Here is an 18388-nt window from a genome sequence, read left to right as displayed (position 1 = left end):
CTCGTCCCTTCCGATTTCTTAGATGATGCCGTCAGCCTTGAGCTTCTCAACCAGCTCGGCAACCGAGCCAACCTTGACGCCAGCCTTGCGGCCACCCGGCTCTTCGGTCTTCAGCACCTTGAGACGCGGCGCAATGTCGGCGCCGAAATCGGCAGGCGATTTCTCGTCCAGCGGCTTCTTCTTCGCCTTCATGATATTGGGCAGCGACGCATAACGCGGCTGGTTCAAACGAAGATCAACCGTGACAATCGCCGGAAGCTTCACATCGATGGTCTGCAGACCGCCATCCACTTCGCGCGTGACCTTGGCCGAACCATCAGCCAGTTCCACCTTGGAGGCAAAGGTTGCCTGGCTCCAGTTGAGGAGCGCCGACAGCATCTGACCGGTCTGGTTGGCATCGTCGTCGATCGCCTGCTTGCCGAGGAAGACGAGGTCCGGCTGTTCAGCCTCGACCACACCCTTCAACACCTTGGCGACGCCGAGTGGCTCGACCGTCTCGTCGGTCTTGACCAGAATGGCGCGGTCCGCACCCATGGCGAGCGCCGTGCGCAGCGTTTCCTGCGCCTGTGCCGGGCCAACCGAAACAGCCACAATCTCCGTTACCTTGCCAGCTTCCTTCAGACGGATCGCCTCTTCAACCGCAATCTCGTCGAACGGGTTCATCGACATCTTCACATTCGAAAGCTCAACGCCTGATCCGTCGCCCTTAACCCGGATCTTAACATTGTAATCGACGACACGTTTTACTGCGACAAGGACTTTGTTCATCATTTCTCTCATATGCAATTTACGTAAATCAGTTTTGCAAGCGTCTTACCCAAGATGTTTGCCAAGCCTCCGCTCTGTTCCGGCCACAAGCCAGCCAAATGGAATTGTCACGACCAGATAAAACAAACCCGCGAGGATCAGCACATCAAGGTAAAGATAGGTCGCGGCGCCAACGCGATAGGCTCTCGCGAGGAGTTCCGGCACGGAGATGGTAAATGCAAGTGCACTTGCCTGAAAGATCAGAATAGCAAACCCCATAAGTGCGGGTACAGCAAAAAGCACGCCCTGTGGGATTACCACAAATCGCATAATGTCTGAGTTTGTCATGCCGAGTGCTAGACCCGCTTCGAATTCCCTTTGAGGAACTGCGTTCAAACCTGCACGCAGAATTTCACTTGTATAGGCGGCAGTAGTTAAGGCAAGAGCAACAGCTGCTGCGATAAAGGCACTGGTGTTGATGCCTGCCGAAGGCAGTCCATAATAGACCATTTGGAGCACAACCAGTGCCGGAGCACCGCGGCCAATCTCGACTAGCAGTATCGCCATATAACGCGGCAAACGCATTTTCGTCATCGAAAGGAGGGCAAGCAGCAATCCAAGAGGAAGCCCCATGAGGAGGGCCAATCCAGTTAGCTGCAGGCTTACAACGAGGCCCGCGAAGAGCTGAGGCGCCCATTCGACAAAATTTGCGAGGGTTTCCTTCATCGCGAGAGCCTCCTGCGAAGCCTTTCGTCCAATAAACGAGACATAAAGGCGATAGGAATGGACAAGAGAATGTAGATGAGCGCAGCAACAAGGAAGGGAGCAAAGCCTCCCGACTGAGCTTGTGCCGCCTGGGATGTATACATCATAATGTCACGGACGCCGATTGTTGAGGCCACCGTGCTATCTTTGAGTAGGCTCACAAAGAACGTGGCCATTGCAGGTATTGATACGCGCAAAACTTGGGGTGCGGATACAAACCTTAGAATGTCACTACCCCGCATTCCGAGAGCAGTTGCTGCTTCCGTCTGCCCGCTTGGCAACGAAAGAAAACCCCCACGATAAATCTCGGCCAGATAGGCTGAAGATACCAAACCCAGTCCGATAATACCGGCCTGTAGCGATGTCAGCCGGATGATGCCGGTTCCCAAACCAAAAAATATTATGAAGAGCCAGACAACAGGTGGAATTCCGCGAGCAACGTCGATAAAAATCCGCGCCAGACCGCTAACCAGTCGAGATTTTGAACGACGTAACAATACCAACGGCATTCCGAGTACCGCTCCCACGGCAAAGCCGCCAACCGTTAAAGCAATTGTTGCGGGAAGACCTTTGAGCAGATTGAGAAGTAAATCCGTCATCAGTGTCGATCCACAATGGCTCGGAAGAATTTTTGCGTCCGCGGAGAAGACGGATGACGGATAACTTCCGACGGTTTTCCTTCTTCAATGATCTGACCGTCCGCCATCACGATGAGCCGATCAGCGACTTCCGTAGCGAAGGCAATTTCATGCGTGACAACGATCATTGTCATACCGTCCTGAGCCAGCTCGCGCATCACAGCGAGAACCTCCAGACCGAGTTCAGGATCAAGCGCTGAGGTAGGCTCATCGAAAAGCATAACTTCGGGATCAAGCGCCAAAGCTCGTGCTATCGCGATACGTTGTTGTTGACCGCCCGAAAGCCGAGCAGGATAGGCATCGCCCTTGTCTGCCAGATGCACCCGCTCTAGCAACTGTGTAGTGCGGGCATCGGCGTCATTTTTGCTTCGTCCCAACACGCGCATCTGAGGCAAAGTAATATTCTTACGCACCGACATATGGGGAAAGAGATTGAATGACTGGAAAACCATGCCGGTCGAACGTCGCAGCTTCAGCAATTGATCATTCGTCAGCTTGCTGTCGAGGTCAAATTGAAACGCCCCCACTTGCAGTGTGCCAGATACTGGTTGTTCGAGCATATTGATCGTGCGCAGGAAAGTACTTTTCCCCGCGCCACTCGGGCCAACAATGGCAACAACCTCACCCTTTTTAATGTCAAGCGTGACGTTCCTGACAGCATGATAATTACCGTAACGAACATTCACGTCCTGCAAGCGGACAATTGGCTTATTCTGAGACATCTTTCACCCCGTGTTGATGACGGTGTTCTGTTCTTGACTACCCGGCGTTCCCCTCAGGGAAAGACAGCACCTTTCCCAAGTTTTATGCCGCCGGAGCATATCGCGCAGCTGTCGGCCGCAATTGTTCGGTTCCCCGAGCAGATACCGGTGCACCATGAAGCGCCCAATCGGTGGCAATCTGACCGATCACGGGCGAAAGCTGGATGCCGTAACCGCCTGCGCCAGCTGCCGTGACGAGAGTCGGCTCGGACGGATCAACAGGACCGACTAATGGACGCTTGTCGTAGGTCATAGGATAAAGCCCAGCCCAGCCCCGTCCAAGGCGTGCACCGGGCAGATCGGGAACTCGTTCCAAGAGGAGTTCCGCGAGCTCGATACGCGATTGTTCTTCGCACTGATCATTATAAAGATCTGGATTTTCCGGCTCCGAATTTGTCACTTTGTGAACTTCAGCGATCAGCTCGCCTGCTTTCTCGTGCCTGAAGTTAAGCCCGGTGCCCTCCCCGTTAACGAGATCCATCACCATGGGCATCGTGTAATCGAGCGGCTGGTCTAGAAGGATGGTAATGGCTTCGTGCCGCTCAGGTTTGACCTGAAGCGTCTGCCCGAAGAGTGCCGCTACCTGGGATGCCCAGGCGCCTGCTGCATTGATCACCATATCGCACTCAATCTGGCCTTTAGTGGTTTCGAGCCGATATCCTCCGGCGATCCTCGCTACGCCTTCAAGCTTGCAGAACTGCCTGACCGCACCACCGGCTTCGCGCACTTTCTCAGCCAGCAGTGTGCACAGCTCGTGCGGATCGATGAAACCGTCATCAGGTCCGAAAATTGCGCCGGCGAGGCCGTCCGGGTTGAGATGAGGGATAAGATTGTTCAGTTCGCCAGCTTGATAAACTTTGGAACGGAAGCCGGCCTTTTTCTGCATCTCAACTGACTGACGAAAGAGTTCCATTTGCTCGTCAGTTCGGGCAAGTCGTAAATATCCGATGCGATTGATCCGCAATCCCTGGCGCTCAAACTCCTGGAACTGGCGCATTGAATGTTGCCGCAGGAGGATCTCGAATGGATCGGTAAACTGGGTGCCAATTACGCCAACTGATCGTCCACTTGAACCGGACGCGATGGCATTTGCATCGATGACGGTCACGCGGGCGCCTTGCCGGATAAGGTTAACCGCCGAACACATTCCTAAAGTGCCAGCGCCAATGATGACGACATGGGGAGAAGTGGTCATTTCAATTCCTGCTATTGTTTTCGCTGAACCGATATCGGGTTAGAAGTTACGAACCCGATCTGTTCATTCTGCATGCCGCGCTCAATATGACGGGTTGCGTTTCGTAATGTGACACCCTGTCAGGACTGCGAGGCGATGTGTTTGAAAGTGTCATCGATAGCGACAAGTATCGTATACGCATCGGCCTCAGTCATGGGCGTGGATAGGGCAAAAAGCCCGTAGCTCGCAGACAACACTCCTCTATCGAGGAGACCCTTATGGAGAAGGTTGAGCTTGTGACGGTCACCTGCGGAAGGATAGACCGAACGATAATCGACGATGTCATTGTCGGTGAAGTGAATCTTGAACAATGATCCGAGACCCACACAACGACCCGACAATCCAGATTTTCGGAAAATTTCGTTTGTTCCGTCTCGCAAAATCTCGCCGAGTCGATCCAGATGATTGAAAGTTTCTGGGGTCAGTGCTTCCATGGCTGCCAGACCAGCCCGCATCGTCACGGGATTTGCCGTAAAAGTGCCGCCGTGCGGCAGAGCGGGTTTCCCCTTCGTCGGATCAAATACAGCCATCACCTCTGCGCGGCCGGCAACGGCACCCACCGGAAAGCCACCACCGATGATTTTTCCAAGCGAGGTCAGGTCGGGCGTAATGCCCCAAAGCCCTTGAGCGCCGGAGTATCCCAGGCGAAACGAAATCACTTCGTCGAAAATCACAAGCGATCCCGATTGATGTGCCGTTTCGACCAAAGCTTCGAGATAATCTTTTCGCGCCGGAATGAGCCCGGCCCGGTTTGGCATCGGATCAATAAGTACACCAGCAATTTCATGCCCATGCACGCGGAAAACAGCCTTTATTGCTTCAATGTCATTGAAGGGAACTGCAATGACATCATCCAGAACCCCTTGGGGGGTCCCTTTTGCATAAGCGGTCGATGCGGGCATATCACCCCAGTTGCCCGGTGTGCTGTCTAGACTAACTTCAGCGAAATCATAGGATCCGTGATAGGCACCTTCGATTTTGACAATCTTCGGACGGTTGGTAAAAGCGCGCGCTGCTTTAATCGCCATCATGACACCTTCTGTACCGGAATTCGCGAAGCGAATTTGGTCGACAGAGGGTAATCGCTCGACCAAGAGTTCGGCCAATTCGATCTCACTGATCGTCGGAGCGCCAAAAGCCGTACCAAGAGGAAGCTGCTCGTTTACCGCGTTAATCGCTTCCGGCTGGGCATAGCCATGTATCATGGAGGTGAAGTTGTTGATACAGTCGTAATAGATATTGCCGTCGACATCACGCATTCGGCATCCCTCACCGCTCTGCGCATAGATCGGAAAAGGGTTTATGTAGACGGTCGTGCGCGTATTGCCTCCTGGCATTACCTTTTGTGCACGATCAAAGAGCGCTTGGGACTGAGAACAGGATTCTGGATATTGTGTCATGAGGCTAAAACTTCGAAAAGGAGGAACTGCGGAGCGTTCTCCGCTCCGCACCAAATGGCTCAACGTGTCATGATCGTGTGACTTTGTTCGCGCATAAACTGGGGCAGGAAATATGCACCTAGTCCGCCCTTGCCACTGACGCCGGTTCCCTTCCAGCCACAGAAAGGCTGTGCGCCTGGCCAGGCGCCGGTAGTCGCGCCGCTTGCGCGGTTAGCGTATAATACGCCCGCCTCTGCATTGTTGAGGAAATGTTGAAGCTCGTTCTGGTCGTTGGTGAAAATACCTGCTGCAAGACCATAGGAAACGTCGTTGCCTTCCTTCAGACCGGCTTCAAGGGAATTCACACCGCGCACCACCACAAATGGCATAAACAATTCATCGCGCGTAAGACTGGATGGACCCGACGTTTCAACAATAGCGGGAACAAAGTAGTTCTTCGGCAAGCCCGCGATATGTTCACCTCCGAAATGTACGGTGCCTTCTGCTTTTGCCTGTGCAACCGCATTGATAAACCGGTCGACTGTTGCATCATTGTAAAGTGGACCCATGAAGACATCACGCTTGCGCGGATCGGCAACGACAAGTGCCTTCGCAAACTCGATGCAGCGCGCGATGAATTCGTCTTTCACGCTATTGTCGACATATACCACCGAGCACGCGGAACATTTCTGACCTTGGAGACCAAAAGCCGAGCGCACAACGCCTTGAGCAGCACGAGCGATATCAGCGTTTGCCGTGACATAGGCCGGGTTCTTGCCGCCCATTTCGGCAATTACGGGCTTCATCCACGGCGATAGTGCCATGTGCCTGAAGATGCTCATTCCGGTCTTGTGCGAACCTGTAAATGCGACGCCATCAATACCCTTATCTTCGATAAGATTTTTACCGACATCACCATCGCCGAGCACCACGTTGAAAACGCCTTCAGGCAGACCTGCCTTACGTATGGACTCGGCAATAAGAAGACCGGTAAGCTGGCATTCTGGCGAGGGTTTAAATACCACAGCGTTACCGGCAAGCAACGCGCCCGTAATCATGCCGATAGACAATGCGAGCGGAAAGTTGAACGGCGCAACGACCGCGAAAACGCCATAGGGACGCAAAATGCTCGTCGCAGTCTCGTGGTCCACAAGTTGGTTCATAGGGCGCACAAAGCCGTTGTTTGCCCTAAGTTCTGACGGATAATAGTCGAGCATATCGACCGCTTCTTCCGCCTCGCCTATAGCTTCCATACGCGACTTTCCGACCTCGAAGAGAGCGGCTAGTCCCAACTGGTATTTCTCTTCGGCGAGTACGTCCTTCCAGCGTGCAGCGAATGCGAGCCGTTCATCCAGGCTGGCCGCATTCCAGACTAATGCGCCTTTGCGAGCGGCAACAACAGCTGCACTAACGTCGCTTTTCGTTGAAACGGGAAAAACACCTAACGTAATTGCGGGATCGATGGGGCTCGCAACGCTTTTTGCCTCGCCCGTCGCAAATGGCGTGGACCATGCCTGACCCAACTGGTTTGCTTCGAAAATTGGCAGGATTTTATCCAGGTGATCATGAACGGGTGAGAAATCGACGCCGATATTCGAATAGGTGACGCGGGGTAATGGCTGAGTCATCGTTAAGTTCCACTTATTGGTATTATTCCCGTATTGTGGTAGAACATTTCCAATTGTCAATAGTCCCATTAAACGAAATTAAAACTTATTATCGGAACTTCAAGCCGCTTGACAAAGTTTTATAATCGATATTAGTTCCATTTTAGAAGATTAATACCGATATTCGGTACATCAAATCGGAGGGATAGGACGAGCTCCGAGACAGGGAGCTACTCACAGAAAATCGACTTCACCGTCGAAGGTGCACAACAATTCATAAAACGACAATCCAGAGGTTAAAGTAATGAAAACTATGCGTTATTTGATAGCATCGGCAGCGATCGCCTTAGTGACGGCTTCGACGGGAGCAAAGGCCGACACATGCGAAGCGAAGTTCAACTTCGAACCGATCAAAGCAGGTGTCCTAACTGTGGCGTTGACGAACACCCCACCCTACTCGGTAGAAAAGGATGGCGTTTCCGGCATCGACGGCGACCTTCTTCAGAAATTTGCTAAAGATAATTGCCTGAAGATCGAGTACGAGATCTTCAGCTATCCTGCCGCAGTTTCAGCGGTGCAGACAGGCCGCGCCGACATTGCTATTGGAGGTTTCTACCGCACCGCTGCTCGCGCAAAGGTGGTTGCGCTCAGTAACGCGGTTTATCTCGACCAGGTTTCGGTAGAGTCCAAAGAAGGTTTCGAGACGGTCGACCAACTCAAGGGCAAAAGAGTGGGAACCGTAGAAGGCTATTCTTGGGTCGGCGATCTGGAAAAGCTTTATGAAAATGTAAAGACCTATCCGTCGTCGCTCAATCTGGCGCAGGATGTTCAGGCCGGGCGTATTGATGCTGGCATTGAAGGTTTTGGCGCCGCCGCTGACCTAACCAAAGGAACCGACGTCAAAGTTAAGCTTTACCAACCGGATCCGCGCGTAAAGGCAACCACCCTACCTACTCAGACTGCGTTTTTGATGTCCAACAACAATGCCCCCTTTGCGAGTGCAGTGAATGAAAGCCTCGAGAGTTATCGCAAAGCTGGCGCTATTGCCGAAGTACTGACGAGTTACGGTCTTCCCACTTCCGCGGCCGATGTGGGCGACAACAAAGAATATTGATGAGCGGGACCTGTGGCTCCTTCTGCGGCTGCAGGTCCCAATACACATTGGCAGGAGCGTTCCTTTACAGCCGAAAGCTGAAACCTTATTCTAAAACGAAACGCTCTCGTCTCGATGAGACAACACATTTCAGCACCTGATCAGCATAGTTTGCGGGCATCCCACCCGAAGTATGAATTTCCTGTTGTCAAGAATCGGTCTTTAAACAGTATTATCGATCTTACGGGCTTCTTCACTTTGCTCACCAGCAAAATTTACCTAGCCTTAAACGGAACCGAAATTGACACGTCACCCAGGGCACAGAAGATTGAACGAATGACCGATACTACGCAAAAAGATAGTCCGCTCGAACGATATATTGCTATTATGGAAACCGTCGCACCGTTTGCCGAGGGGCTCACAGCCGTCGAGTTGGAAACGGCCCTCGATCTTCCCAAAACAACGGTGAATCGCTTGCTTCACACTTTGATTTCAAGCGGAATGATCAGTACACAGAATTCACGGAACCGAACATTCAAGCTCGGCGACCGACTCCTGAAACTACTTCACACCTCCCCCGATACGGGCTGGCTTGTGACGCTGGCGCAGAAACCACTTCAAATATTAGCTGAGAAAACCGGTCAGTCGGCGTTTATATCAAAGTTCGATGGCAGGGACATTCGTTCGGTAACGTGCGTCGCGCCGGACACCCCAGTTCGTACCTATGTGATGCCGGGCATGGCTATGCCTATCAATGCGACCGCATCAGGCAAAGCAATCATGGCCTTTCAGTCACCTGAAACCATCCAGCAACTCCTCACTCGAAATCTGGTGCAATTCACAGATCAAACGAAAATCGGCCCGGAAGCTCTTTTGGCGGAATATGCCGATATTCGTGAACGCGGTTTTGCAACTGATCTGGCAGAGCATGTAGCGGGACTGGGAACTATAGCATTTCCTATTCGTCTTGCACGCGCCCCGGTGGTTTACGCTGTCGGCGTAACAGGACCATATCGCGCAGTCATCGAAGAGGACTTCGATGAACATTGTCGGGCAATTAGTGACACCGCACAGCGGCTCGCCAAGCTGATGCAGCTTCGTGGTGCGGAACTGCACGACTTTCGCATCAACGAATTGGGAGATGAACAGAATTCATAGATCTCCGACCCATCGCTGGCTCAGTGTATCAGCGATGGGCTGGACTAACCGCGTCGGCTTGAAGCAATGTTGCCTGATGCCTAGCGTCAGAATTCCAATGGACACCCGTCAGAACCGTTCAATGGGCGTAAGATGGATCCCGCTCGTCAAGAAGCCGACACATCTCGGAGAAATGAGCAAATGGCATTTCCCGGTAATCTTCCCATTCCAGGGCGGTTTTTTCGGCCAGTTCATCAGGCATGATATTAAGCGGCTGATTTGTGGAGTAAGCCAGGATCAACGTTTTGCAGGACTTCTCCAGAAAATAAAGTTCATCATAGGCTTCGGCGACCGTCGCCGCAGTTACCAATATGCCGTGATTGCCCATTATCATCGATCGTTTGTTCCCCAACGCCTGAACAAGCCGCTTGCCCTCTTCGAGATCGTCCGCAATTCCACCGAATTCATTGTCGATAGCGACGCGATTGAAAAAGCGTGCCGTATTCTGGTCGATTGGTTTGATTTGTGGATCAGCGAGAGCGGCAAGCGCAGTCGCATAGGTCGAATGAACGTGCAGGATGCAACGAGCATCAGGGCGAGCGGCATGTATGCAGCCATGGATCGTCCAGGCCGAAGGATCCGGAGCATCACTTCGCGCCATCGTTTGCTCGTCATCGACGTTGAGGACTAGCAGATCAGAAGACTTAACCCTGGAAAAATGACGCCAACGAGGGTTCATGAGAAATCGTCGACCATCGTCAGAGAGTGCCACGCTGAAGTGATTAGACACACTTTCATGCCAGTCATTCAGCACCGCAAGACGGAACGCTGCAGCGAGCTCTTTTCGCAAAGTCGCTTCATCCTTATTTTGCCATTCGTTACCGAAGTTCGAGTTTAACGTCATGTCTCTTTGTCCTGTTGATCAAACGAAATGTAATCTAGGAAATGTCGATGGAGACAGGATTAGACGCATCACAAACTCACGGGAAACGAAATACCAACATAATGAACATGACGGAACATCATCATGACGGCATTTAGAGTTCCCAGTATAGAGCTGCTTCAGACGTTCATCGCGGTATTCCAATGCAGAAACTTTTCGACGGCGGCTGAGAAACTGCATCTGACTCAATCTGCTGTGAGCCACCGCATAAAACGCCTCGAGGACGAGCTTGACGTAGTACTATTTGATAGATCCCCGCGTAACGTTAACGCGAGCGAAGCGGGAGACAGACTGTACAGCGATATTCATTCAGCATTGAACTCATTGGAAAATGTATTCGGCAAAATTCGGCAAAATGCCAACCACACGCGTCTGGAAATCGAAGTCGAACCGGCTTTCGGAACGAAGTGGCTCGCACCGCGCCTGAAATCATTTCTGTTAGAGCATCCCGACCTGATACTTCAGATAAACCTTTCAGACAAGAAACTGGAATTCTCTGGCAATACAGAGATTGCGATTAAATGGGGTCATGAGAACAGCTGGCCTGGGTTTTATTGCGAACCACTAATGGATCTGATTTTTACCCCAATGTGTTCCCGTTCATTTTTGAACGAGCATGGTCAAGTAACGGCAGAAAATTTGGCACGCTTTCCTTTGCTTCACGATCGAGATTACAGCGAATGGACAAGATTAGCTGGAAGCCTGAATCTGGCGGCCAGGGACTTCCGAAACGGACATATAATTGGCGATACCGCTTTATTGGAGCAGGCGGCTATCGAAGGCAATGGGATTGCTCTCTGCGCTCTGGAGTTGACTGAGAACGCCGTTCAGCGTGGTGATCTTATTCCGCCTCTGCCCGATTTGAAGATAAGAAGCGACAAATCATACTATCTGTTACGGCATCAGTCGATTAAACCCACTACCATCGGCGTACAGTTTTCCGAATGGGTTCATCAAGCAGCGACTTGAATATGATGTCTAAATCCCTAATCGCCTTGAAGGGAAAAGAACCCGTGACCTGAGCCTTTGGCCTTTCTAAGCTATTGATAGAGCTACGCAATGAGCGGAAGGCGCTAATCACTCCGACGTAGTTCCCGAAGATTGCAGACATTGCAATAAAGTCTGAAGCAATAAATCACCACGTCATTCCGCAAAGTTGGCCCGTTGGTATCGCCCACGCTCGCCCACGCCCTGTTCACAACATCAATCAGGATAATTTTCTCCTGCTTGCTTTTGCAATCGATATTGCGGACGATATTACCGGATGCCCATCCGGGAGAACTCTTGGGAGGAAAGACATGCAGCATTACGCACTGAAATCGCTTTCCCTTGCCGCTGTCATCGCCATTGCAAGTCATCTACCTCTGGCTCAAGCGGCATCGCCAGCCCCGGCGGAAGGCCAGAATGGCATGGTGGTTACGGCCCAGCATCTTGCCTCGCAAGTCGGTATCGATGTGCTGAAGAACGGCGGCAACGCCGTCGATGCGGCAGTCGCGGTCGGCTATGCGCTGGCGGTTGTCTATCCGACTGCCGGTAATCTCGGCGGGGGTGGATTCATGACGATCCGCTTCAAGGACGGCAAGAGCACCTTTCTGGATTTTCGCGAGCGCGCGCCGCTCGCCGCCACTGAGACCATGTATCTGGACAAGGATGGCAAGCCGGTCGAGGGCGCCAGTACTGAAACCTATCTCGCCATCGGCGTGCCAGGCACGGTGGCTGGCCTCGAGGAGGCACGCGTAAAATATGGCACCCGCAAGCGCGAGGAGCTGATTGATCCAGCACTAAAACTCGCCAAGGACGGCTTTACGCTGGAGCTGGGCGATATTCTCTCCTTTGCCGACGGCAATGAAAGACTGGCGAAAGACCCGGCAGCGGCGAGAATCTTCCTGAAAGACGGAAAACCGCTTTCCTTGGGTGAAAAGCTTGTCCAGCCAGATTTGGCAAAGTCGCTTTCGGCCATTTCGGAAAAAGGTCCGGCAGCCTTCTATCAGGGCGAAATCGCCGATCTGATCGTCAAGTCGAGCGAGGAAAAAGGCGGTATTCTCGCCAAGGCCGATTTCGAGCAATACAACGTCCGCGAGCTGGAACCGGTCAAGTGCAGCTATCGCGGCTATGACATCGTTTCATCGCCACCGCCGTCTTCGGGTGGGCTGATCATCTGCGAAATCCTTAACGTGCTGGAGGGTTATCCGATTTCCTATCTCGGCTATGGCTCGGCGGAAACCACGCGTTTGATGGTGGAAGCGATGCGCCATGCCTATGTGGACCGCAACACGGCATTGGGCGACCCTGATTTCATCGATAATCCAATCGAGAAACTCACCAGCAAGGCCTATGCCGCAGAAATCCGCAGTCGTATCGATCCTTATCGCGCAGGTGTCAGCGAGTCGCTGAAACCGGCTGAATTCAAGGAGTCCAACGAAACCACGCATTATTCCATCGTGGACAAGGACGGCAATGCTGTTGCGGTGACCTATACGCTGAATGGATCGTTCGGCACGGCCAAGGTGGCCGAAGGCACCGGCATTCTTCTCAACAACGAGATGGACGACTTCACCATCAAACCGGGCGTGGCCAATCTCTATGGTCTCATACAAGGCGAAGCAAATGCCATTGAACCGCGCAAATCACCTTTGTCGTCGATGAGCCCGACCATTGTATCGAAGGATGGCAAACCGTTCATGGTTATTGGCAGTCCCGGCGGTTCGCGCATTATCACGATCACGCTCGAGGCGATCATGAATGTCATCGACCACGGCATGGACATTCAGGAGGCAATTGACGCCCCGCGCATCCATCACCAGTGGCTGCCCGACCGGGTCTATATGGAAGCAAACGCTCTTTCGCCGGATACGATCAGGCTACTGACCGGTATGGGCTATACGGTTGGTGAGGACCATGACTGGCCGGTCTGGGGTGAGGCAGCCGGTATTCTTGTCGGTGGCAAGGATATGGCAGCCATCGAAAAAGGCGGCGACAACCGCTATTATGGCGCAATCGATAGTCGAGCCGTCGCTGGTGCAGCCATAGGATACTAGCGCACAAAAGTCGTCGGCTGACTTGATTGCAAGTGAAAATCATCGAATTCAAACGACGGGAATGGGGCCGGAAGAAGACTGACGGCTCTTGGGCGAGAGGTGATCCGGAACGGACAACTTTGGCATCCCGCCTGAGATGTTTCCACTGTGGATAGGTGTATTGAATTGCGGCGTGATTCTAATGGATCTGCCAAGGCGGCCGAAGAATCAGAGCAAGCTGATGAGAGAATCATACTGAATATATGTGCCAAACTATGGGTCCTGAGAGAATTCGACGGATTGGGCGGGAATATTGACCCTCATCTCATCGAGCCATCTGGACGAAATTTTAATATCGGCGGAAATCCGATATAATGTCGTTTGAAGATACGTTCCGTCCGGTTGTTGTGCTACACTCATATAGAAGCCTTGCGGCTGGCTCAAGGACTTGGCCGGGATCAGGTCCTGCACGATTTGCCCGATCACAGCGCAGTAAGCCTGCAGGCATTGAACCGCAAAAAGTTGATGCTGTTTGGTCTGCAGAATTCCGATGGTGAGCAGTGCCAACCGATAAACACGGTCACGCTTTCTTAGAATTACGCTGTCATTAAATCTCACTTCAGCAATGCCTTGGTCGGTTGCGTATAGCAGCCTATTCCTCAGATTGGCTTCGTTTTGTACAAGCTGTCTGATCGATGCTTCGCCCCGCGACGACGCAAGCTGCTGTAACTGGGCTTCGAACATATATGCTTTTTCTTCATGGTTCATTCTGAGCATATAGTTGAACGGATGGTCGACGGCCGCAAACTCTCCAGTTACCTTGCCTGTCAACGCGCCCAGATCGAGACTGATCGATAGCATTGGGCGGTCTCCGCGGTTGATAGAGAGACGCGGAGGTGGCATGCCGGTTTCGGCAAGCAGGTTGCCGACAGCATCAAGGAATGGGGATACCGCTGCTTTATGCCGATGCTCCCATGGGTTCAATTTCTCCGATCCAGGATACTGACGCTGTTTCATCGCGAGCATCAAAGCCGTTGCCGCCTCTTCCTCAGCCGTGATGGCCCGAAACAAAGACATTTCACTATCGATCGGATGAAGTGTCCATGATCGCCTCAAGTGATCAAAAGCGCTTCGAAGACAATGTTTGATGCGGCCGCCAAGTTTGTTGGCAGACTCTTCAGCAATCACATGATGATCCTCCCAAGGTAGCTCGGAGGATCGATCTGGCGACGGGCCATACATCGGTGACAAGTTGATCGTCATCAGACACGCGGCGTGATGCGAGCTGCGGTTCGGATATCCGCGATCTGTGTACCCAAAGCTTGAAGGCTCTGACGCATATCGTTGAATACCGGCTGTTCGGCATCAGGATCGCTGATGGTGACAATTGCCGTGAACGGAACCCCCTCTTCCGGCATAACCTCTCCGGCGCGCGTCAGATAGTTCACAAATAATCGCCAGTTGGAAGACGGTCCTTTGCCCTGCGGAAAAGATTTCGCGAGAACCTTCACAGGGCTCCACTTCAGATCGTGTTCGATACGCTCGGCCTCGATCCCTGAGCCTCGAACGGAAGGGAGATACAACGGCTCCAAGCGCTGCCTCCATCCGCTCGCCTCTTCCTGCTGAAGCGCGGCGTTGATGTTAACGCGGACAAATTCCGAGCCAAACCGAGCATCAAGAGGTGGAGTGGAAACCAACGTGACCTTAGCGTGCCCGCGGCATTTTCCACCCGGACCGACAAGCGACGGAGGCCAGGAAAAACGGAAACTGATCTGCTGATCCCGCTGGATCCGCGATGCGAAAACAAGCGTGATAGCGTGCTCGCCGGTTTCGAGTATACGATCAGCCGCAGGCGGCATTCCGAAGCCAACCATATGCTTTGCTATTGGTGCCAACGGCTTACCTCGCAATGGCGCCGGTATTTCTGCGTGGTGGACGAGCAAGCCGATCAGCGTCTCCCGCGACACTTCTCCTTCAATCAAATGATCCAGCATAGCGGCCGTCTTTGCGACAAGCGGCGACGCATAGCTGGTGCCGCAGCCGTCAATGATCGTACCGTCAGGGAGAATTGAAAACAGCCCATGACCGAGCGTGGAATGAACTGTTCCAGAACCACCGATATGGGCAAGGTCAGGCTTTACGCCCGCGCGCAATCCCGGTCCTCGGCGACTATACCGAGTTGGAGCAAATGGGGTGCATCCATCGTGGCCCGGCGGGTTGAGAGCAGCTACTGCGACGTTTCTCGCGCTTTCCGCAGGTGTCAGGAGACCATCGTTGCGGGCATTCACAAGATTGGAGAGAGCCGTAGTCGCATCCGTCGGCCATTCTGGGCGAAGGTCTTGCGGCTGGATGTTGCCAGCAGAGATGAAAATCACCGCATTATTCGACTCGGCGATTTGATCGAGCCTAGCCGCGTGCGGGCTATATCTATCCGGCGCAGCAGCCTGAAGGATATTGAGGCTCATATTGAATACCCGCACATCATGTCGTGCGCGTGCATCGGAGACAGCCGCTTCCATTTCATCGAAGAATTGCGGAAGGCCTTCTGGGTAATAGGAAGCGAATGCCCCCGCCGTCTCGCTCGGGAATACCGCTACGTCCACCATTTCCACGCCGTCAGGCTCGGCACACGTTTCGAGACCATTTAGAAGTGATCCTGCAGCAGCCAAACCACCAATAAAGGTGCCGTGGGCCTGATCGGTATCTTCCTCAGCAAGAATATCCCAGCGATCGATGACCCAGTCGGACAAGGCCGCGCTTATGCCCCCGTCGATGATACCCATTCGCGGGTAGGTACGCTTGCTGTCACGAACCGGGATCGCAGCGGTGGTTGGACGTGAGCGGGCGGATGTTTTGGCCGACCCGGATGCCCTGATCACTATGCCGGGCAATTCGATTCGTCGGACGAGCGGATGTGTGTCGAGGAACGCGAGCAATTGAGCATGGCGCTTTACATCAGGATTGAAAGCTGCCAAATCTCGCCGTCCTTCACCATACGGCGTTTCGTTTATGCGCAACACTGGCTGATCGTTCGATGCGTCGAGGCGAACAGACAGCAATGGTTGGCCATGCTGACCGTCTTTGAGCTTTTCGACGGACAGGCCACGATTGAGAGCTTGGAAACCTGCGATGAATGTTTCGACCAATCGGCGATGGCCGGCGTCGAGGCGGTCCCAATCTGCACGCGGTGGCGGAACATCAAACAGCTCTACCTGATAGGCCCCACCCGTCATGGGGTTCGAGAGCCAAGCGATCGCCTGCTCTGCGGAGAAATCACGCCGATCAGAAGGGCCATAAATCTCCAACCGGTCGACTGCTCCGGTCTCGCTCCTCCTGGTAGATGGTCGAACCTCATCCTTGCCAGTTCTTTCGTTCCGGCGAATTGTGGTCTGTCTCTCGCATCGTGCGATTTCGCCGGCCACCTGGCGCAAAGTGTCTGGTCGCGCTTCGACAATCATGACACCGAGATCGCCGCCACCTACTACGGGAGTGCGGCCAGGACGAAAGAGGCTGGCGACGGGGCGGTGGCTTTTCGCCCAGGCCTCACGACGAAGGATAACTTTTACAAAGCCGACATCCCCCTGTGACTGGGCGCTCAAGATGCCAGATATCGTATCGATCTGACTTATAAGCGCCTTCTGATGGGCTACGAACTCCGAATCTTGATGCGCGAAAAAGTCCTTCTGGCTTCCGCCAGGATTGGTTTCGCGAGCCTCCTGGTAATTATCGGTATTCAGAACGATCTGGATCGGGCTAGCCATTTATGACCTCGTTTTCGCCAGTTTTCGGCGTGCGGCCGAGCTGTCGGCTGACGGTGGATTTGTCTTTTCCTGCTACCTCACCGATGTCGGCGAGAGAAAAGGCCAAAGCGGAATCATCGCGCATCGCTCGAAAGAGATTGGCGGGTTCGTCAAACAGCAGGGCGCGACGGTCACTCTGTACCCTTCCAGCATTCAAGGTGGCGAACTGGCGCAATGTATCTAACAGTCCGCGCTTATCTTCCTCGCGGACGGTTGTCGCCTTTTTGTAGGTCCGGACGAGCGACTCTATTTCTGCGCCGGTCGATCCTTCAGTGAACCAGGCGATCAATCGCAAGTGGACGTCAGGCGCTTCGACGGGCGGCATGAAATGGGAAGCGATCGCCTGACGCATCCCAAAGTCAGGCTTCGGAATTTCCAACTGAACTTCAAACCGCCGCCAGACGGCTGGATCAAGCAGTTTCTGATGATTGGTGATTCCGATTGTGAAACCAATATCGCGGCGGATATCGAGATTTTGAAGAAGCGCGTTGACGACGCGTTTGATTTCCCCGACTTCCTGAGGATCGTCTCGAACTTTGGCAATTGCATCGAACTCGTCCAGCAGCAAGACGCAACGATAGCGGTTTGCGAACGAGAAGAGGTTACCGATGTTGCGAGCGGTGGTCCCCAAAAACGAAGAGACAAGCCCGTCCAGCTTTACAAGTACGACAGGCAGATCAAGCTGCTTCGCGATCCAAAGAGCCAACCGCGTTTTGCCGGTACCGGGCGCGCCATACATCAGACATGTCTTGGATGGCCTGATATCGATTTCTGCCAAGGCATCGAAATTCGCCCATTCTTCAATGATGGTTTCGACCGCTTGAGCAACCGTTGAATTGAATAGGGGAGCCGCCGACTGGATATCACTTGGAAAAATGATGTCGGCGAGCGCAGCGGCGGTTTCCCGATCTACCGGAACCGGAGTGTTCCGCGTCAGTGTCTCCCCGAGGATTTGAGACTTCGAGCGCTCAATCCGACTTGGTGAAAGCTCTTTTGTGCGATCCGCGCTCGTAAGGATGCTGGTCAACGCGGCGGCCTGCTTCGGGTCTCCGTCCTTCGCTAATGCGTCTCTTAGCCGTTCTATCTGCTTCCGCATTGCTGGTGATGCGTCAGCTATTGCTGCACGACATAGAGCCTGCACAATTGAAAAATGATCCATAGCGATTCCCTGCGCACTTGTTGCGTCATAATGAGCTTATGATGCGTATATATTAATTTTTGGCGCATTTCAATCTTGTTTGTTGCGCTACAAGACTGTTTCGTCGCG

The 18388-nt window shown here is 53.1% G+C and carries 15 protein-coding genes; 4 read left to right on the top strand and 11 right to left on the bottom strand.

Annotation, left to right across the window (positions count from 1 at the left end):
• Window positions 1-18 precede the first annotated feature (18 nt).
• The 7 genes from MKS82_RS27590 to MKS82_RS27560 all read right to left on the bottom strand — a co-directional run bounded on the left by MKS82_RS27590 (window position 19) and on the right by MKS82_RS27560 (window position 7152).
• The gene (locus MKS82_RS27590) at window positions 19-768 is read right to left on the bottom strand and encodes an electron transfer flavoprotein subunit beta/FixA family protein (RefSeq protein ID WP_240579653.1); all 750 of its coding nucleotides are present in this window, start codon (window positions 766-768) and stop codon (window positions 19-21) included.
• A gap of 45 nt (window positions 769-813) precedes the next feature.
• A complete protein-coding gene (locus tag MKS82_RS27585; protein WP_112701139.1) occupies window positions 814-1473 on the bottom strand; it encodes an amino acid ABC transporter permease in 660 nt (219 codons plus the stop codon).
• Window positions 1470-2111 (bottom strand): amino acid ABC transporter permease, encoded by a 642-nt coding sequence (locus MKS82_RS27580; RefSeq protein WP_240579552.1) that lies wholly within the window; start codon window positions 2109-2111, stop codon window positions 1470-1472. Before MKS82_RS27580 ends, MKS82_RS27585 begins: the two co-directional genes overlap by 4 nt.
• Window positions 2111-2836, bottom strand: a complete 726-nt coding sequence (locus MKS82_RS27575) for an amino acid ABC transporter ATP-binding protein (RefSeq protein WP_445558108.1) — start codon at window positions 2834-2836, stop codon at window positions 2111-2113. Before MKS82_RS27575 ends, MKS82_RS27580 begins: the two co-directional genes overlap by 1 nt.
• Window positions 2837-2954: 118 nt before the next feature.
• Window positions 2955-4106 (bottom strand): NAD(P)/FAD-dependent oxidoreductase, encoded by a 1152-nt coding sequence (locus MKS82_RS27570; protein WP_240579551.1) that lies wholly within the window; start codon window positions 4104-4106, stop codon window positions 2955-2957.
• A gap of 119 nt (window positions 4107-4225) precedes the next feature.
• Window positions 4226-5482 (bottom strand): aspartate aminotransferase family protein, encoded by a 1257-nt coding sequence (locus MKS82_RS27565; protein WP_445558107.1) that lies wholly within the window; start codon window positions 5480-5482, stop codon window positions 4226-4228.
• 122 nt (window positions 5483-5604) lie between these two features.
• The gene (locus MKS82_RS27560) at window positions 5605-7152 is read right to left on the bottom strand and encodes an aldehyde dehydrogenase family protein (RefSeq protein ID WP_112701144.1); all 1548 of its coding nucleotides are present in this window, start codon (window positions 7150-7152) and stop codon (window positions 5605-5607) included.
• 283 nt (window positions 7153-7435) lie between these two features.
• Here MKS82_RS27560 and MKS82_RS27555 point away from each other — a divergent pair, with 283 nt between their 5' ends.
• Both MKS82_RS27555 and MKS82_RS27550 read left to right on the top strand, forming a co-directional pair.
• Window positions 7436-8245: a substrate-binding periplasmic protein gene (locus MKS82_RS27555; RefSeq protein WP_240579549.1), complete on the top strand. Its 810-nt coding sequence runs from the start codon at window positions 7436-7438 to the stop codon at window positions 8243-8245.
• A 315-nt stretch (window positions 8246-8560) separates the two neighbouring features.
• Window positions 8561-9382 (top strand): IclR family transcriptional regulator, encoded by an 822-nt coding sequence (locus tag MKS82_RS27550; protein WP_240579548.1) that lies wholly within the window; start codon window positions 8561-8563, stop codon window positions 9380-9382.
• Window positions 9383-9500: 118 nt separating this feature from the next.
• Here MKS82_RS27550 and MKS82_RS27545 read toward each other — a convergent pair whose 3' ends face one another.
• Window positions 9501-10265, bottom strand: a complete 765-nt coding sequence (locus tag MKS82_RS27545; protein ID WP_240579547.1) for a class II aldolase/adducin family protein — start codon at window positions 10263-10265, stop codon at window positions 9501-9503.
• Window positions 10266-10388: 123 nt separating this feature from the next.
• On the opposite strand from MKS82_RS27545, the gene MKS82_RS27540 reads away from it, so the two are divergent.
• Window positions 10389-11273 carry a LysR family transcriptional regulator gene (locus tag MKS82_RS27540; protein WP_240579546.1) on the top strand — a complete coding sequence of 295 codons (885 nt, stop codon included), beginning with the start codon at window positions 10389-10391 and terminating at the stop codon, window positions 11271-11273.
• A 329-nt stretch (window positions 11274-11602) separates the two neighbouring features.
• Window positions 11603-13342 carry a gamma-glutamyltransferase gene (ggt, locus tag MKS82_RS27535; RefSeq protein WP_240579545.1) on the top strand — a complete coding sequence of 580 codons (1740 nt, stop codon included), beginning with the start codon at window positions 11603-11605 and terminating at the stop codon, window positions 13340-13342.
• A gap of 252 nt (window positions 13343-13594) precedes the next feature.
• Here ggt and MKS82_RS27530 read toward each other — a convergent pair whose 3' ends face one another.
• From MKS82_RS27530 to MKS82_RS27520, 3 genes are all read right to left on the bottom strand, one after another.
• The gene (locus MKS82_RS27530) at window positions 13595-14509 is read right to left on the bottom strand and encodes a hypothetical protein (protein ID WP_240579544.1); all 915 of its coding nucleotides are present in this window, start codon (window positions 14507-14509) and stop codon (window positions 13595-13597) included.
• A gap of 74 nt (window positions 14510-14583) precedes the next feature.
• The gene (locus MKS82_RS27525) at window positions 14584-17082 is read right to left on the bottom strand and encodes a S8 family serine peptidase (protein ID WP_240579543.1); all 2499 of its coding nucleotides are present in this window, start codon (window positions 17080-17082) and stop codon (window positions 14584-14586) included.
• The gene (locus tag MKS82_RS27520) at window positions 17075-18280 is read right to left on the bottom strand and encodes an AAA family ATPase (protein WP_445558103.1); all 1206 of its coding nucleotides are present in this window, start codon (window positions 18278-18280) and stop codon (window positions 17075-17077) included. The genes MKS82_RS27525 and MKS82_RS27520 overlap by 8 nt, the downstream gene beginning before the upstream one ends.
• Between the last annotated feature and the right edge of the window lie 108 nt (window positions 18281-18388).

Origin of the sequence: Ochrobactrum sp. A-1 (assembly GCF_022488005.1) — a bacterium.
GTDB lineage: Bacteria > Pseudomonadota > Alphaproteobacteria > Rhizobiales > Rhizobiaceae > Brucella.
Note: the sequence above shows the minus strand (reverse complement) of the source record. Positions and strands in the feature narration are given on the sequence as shown.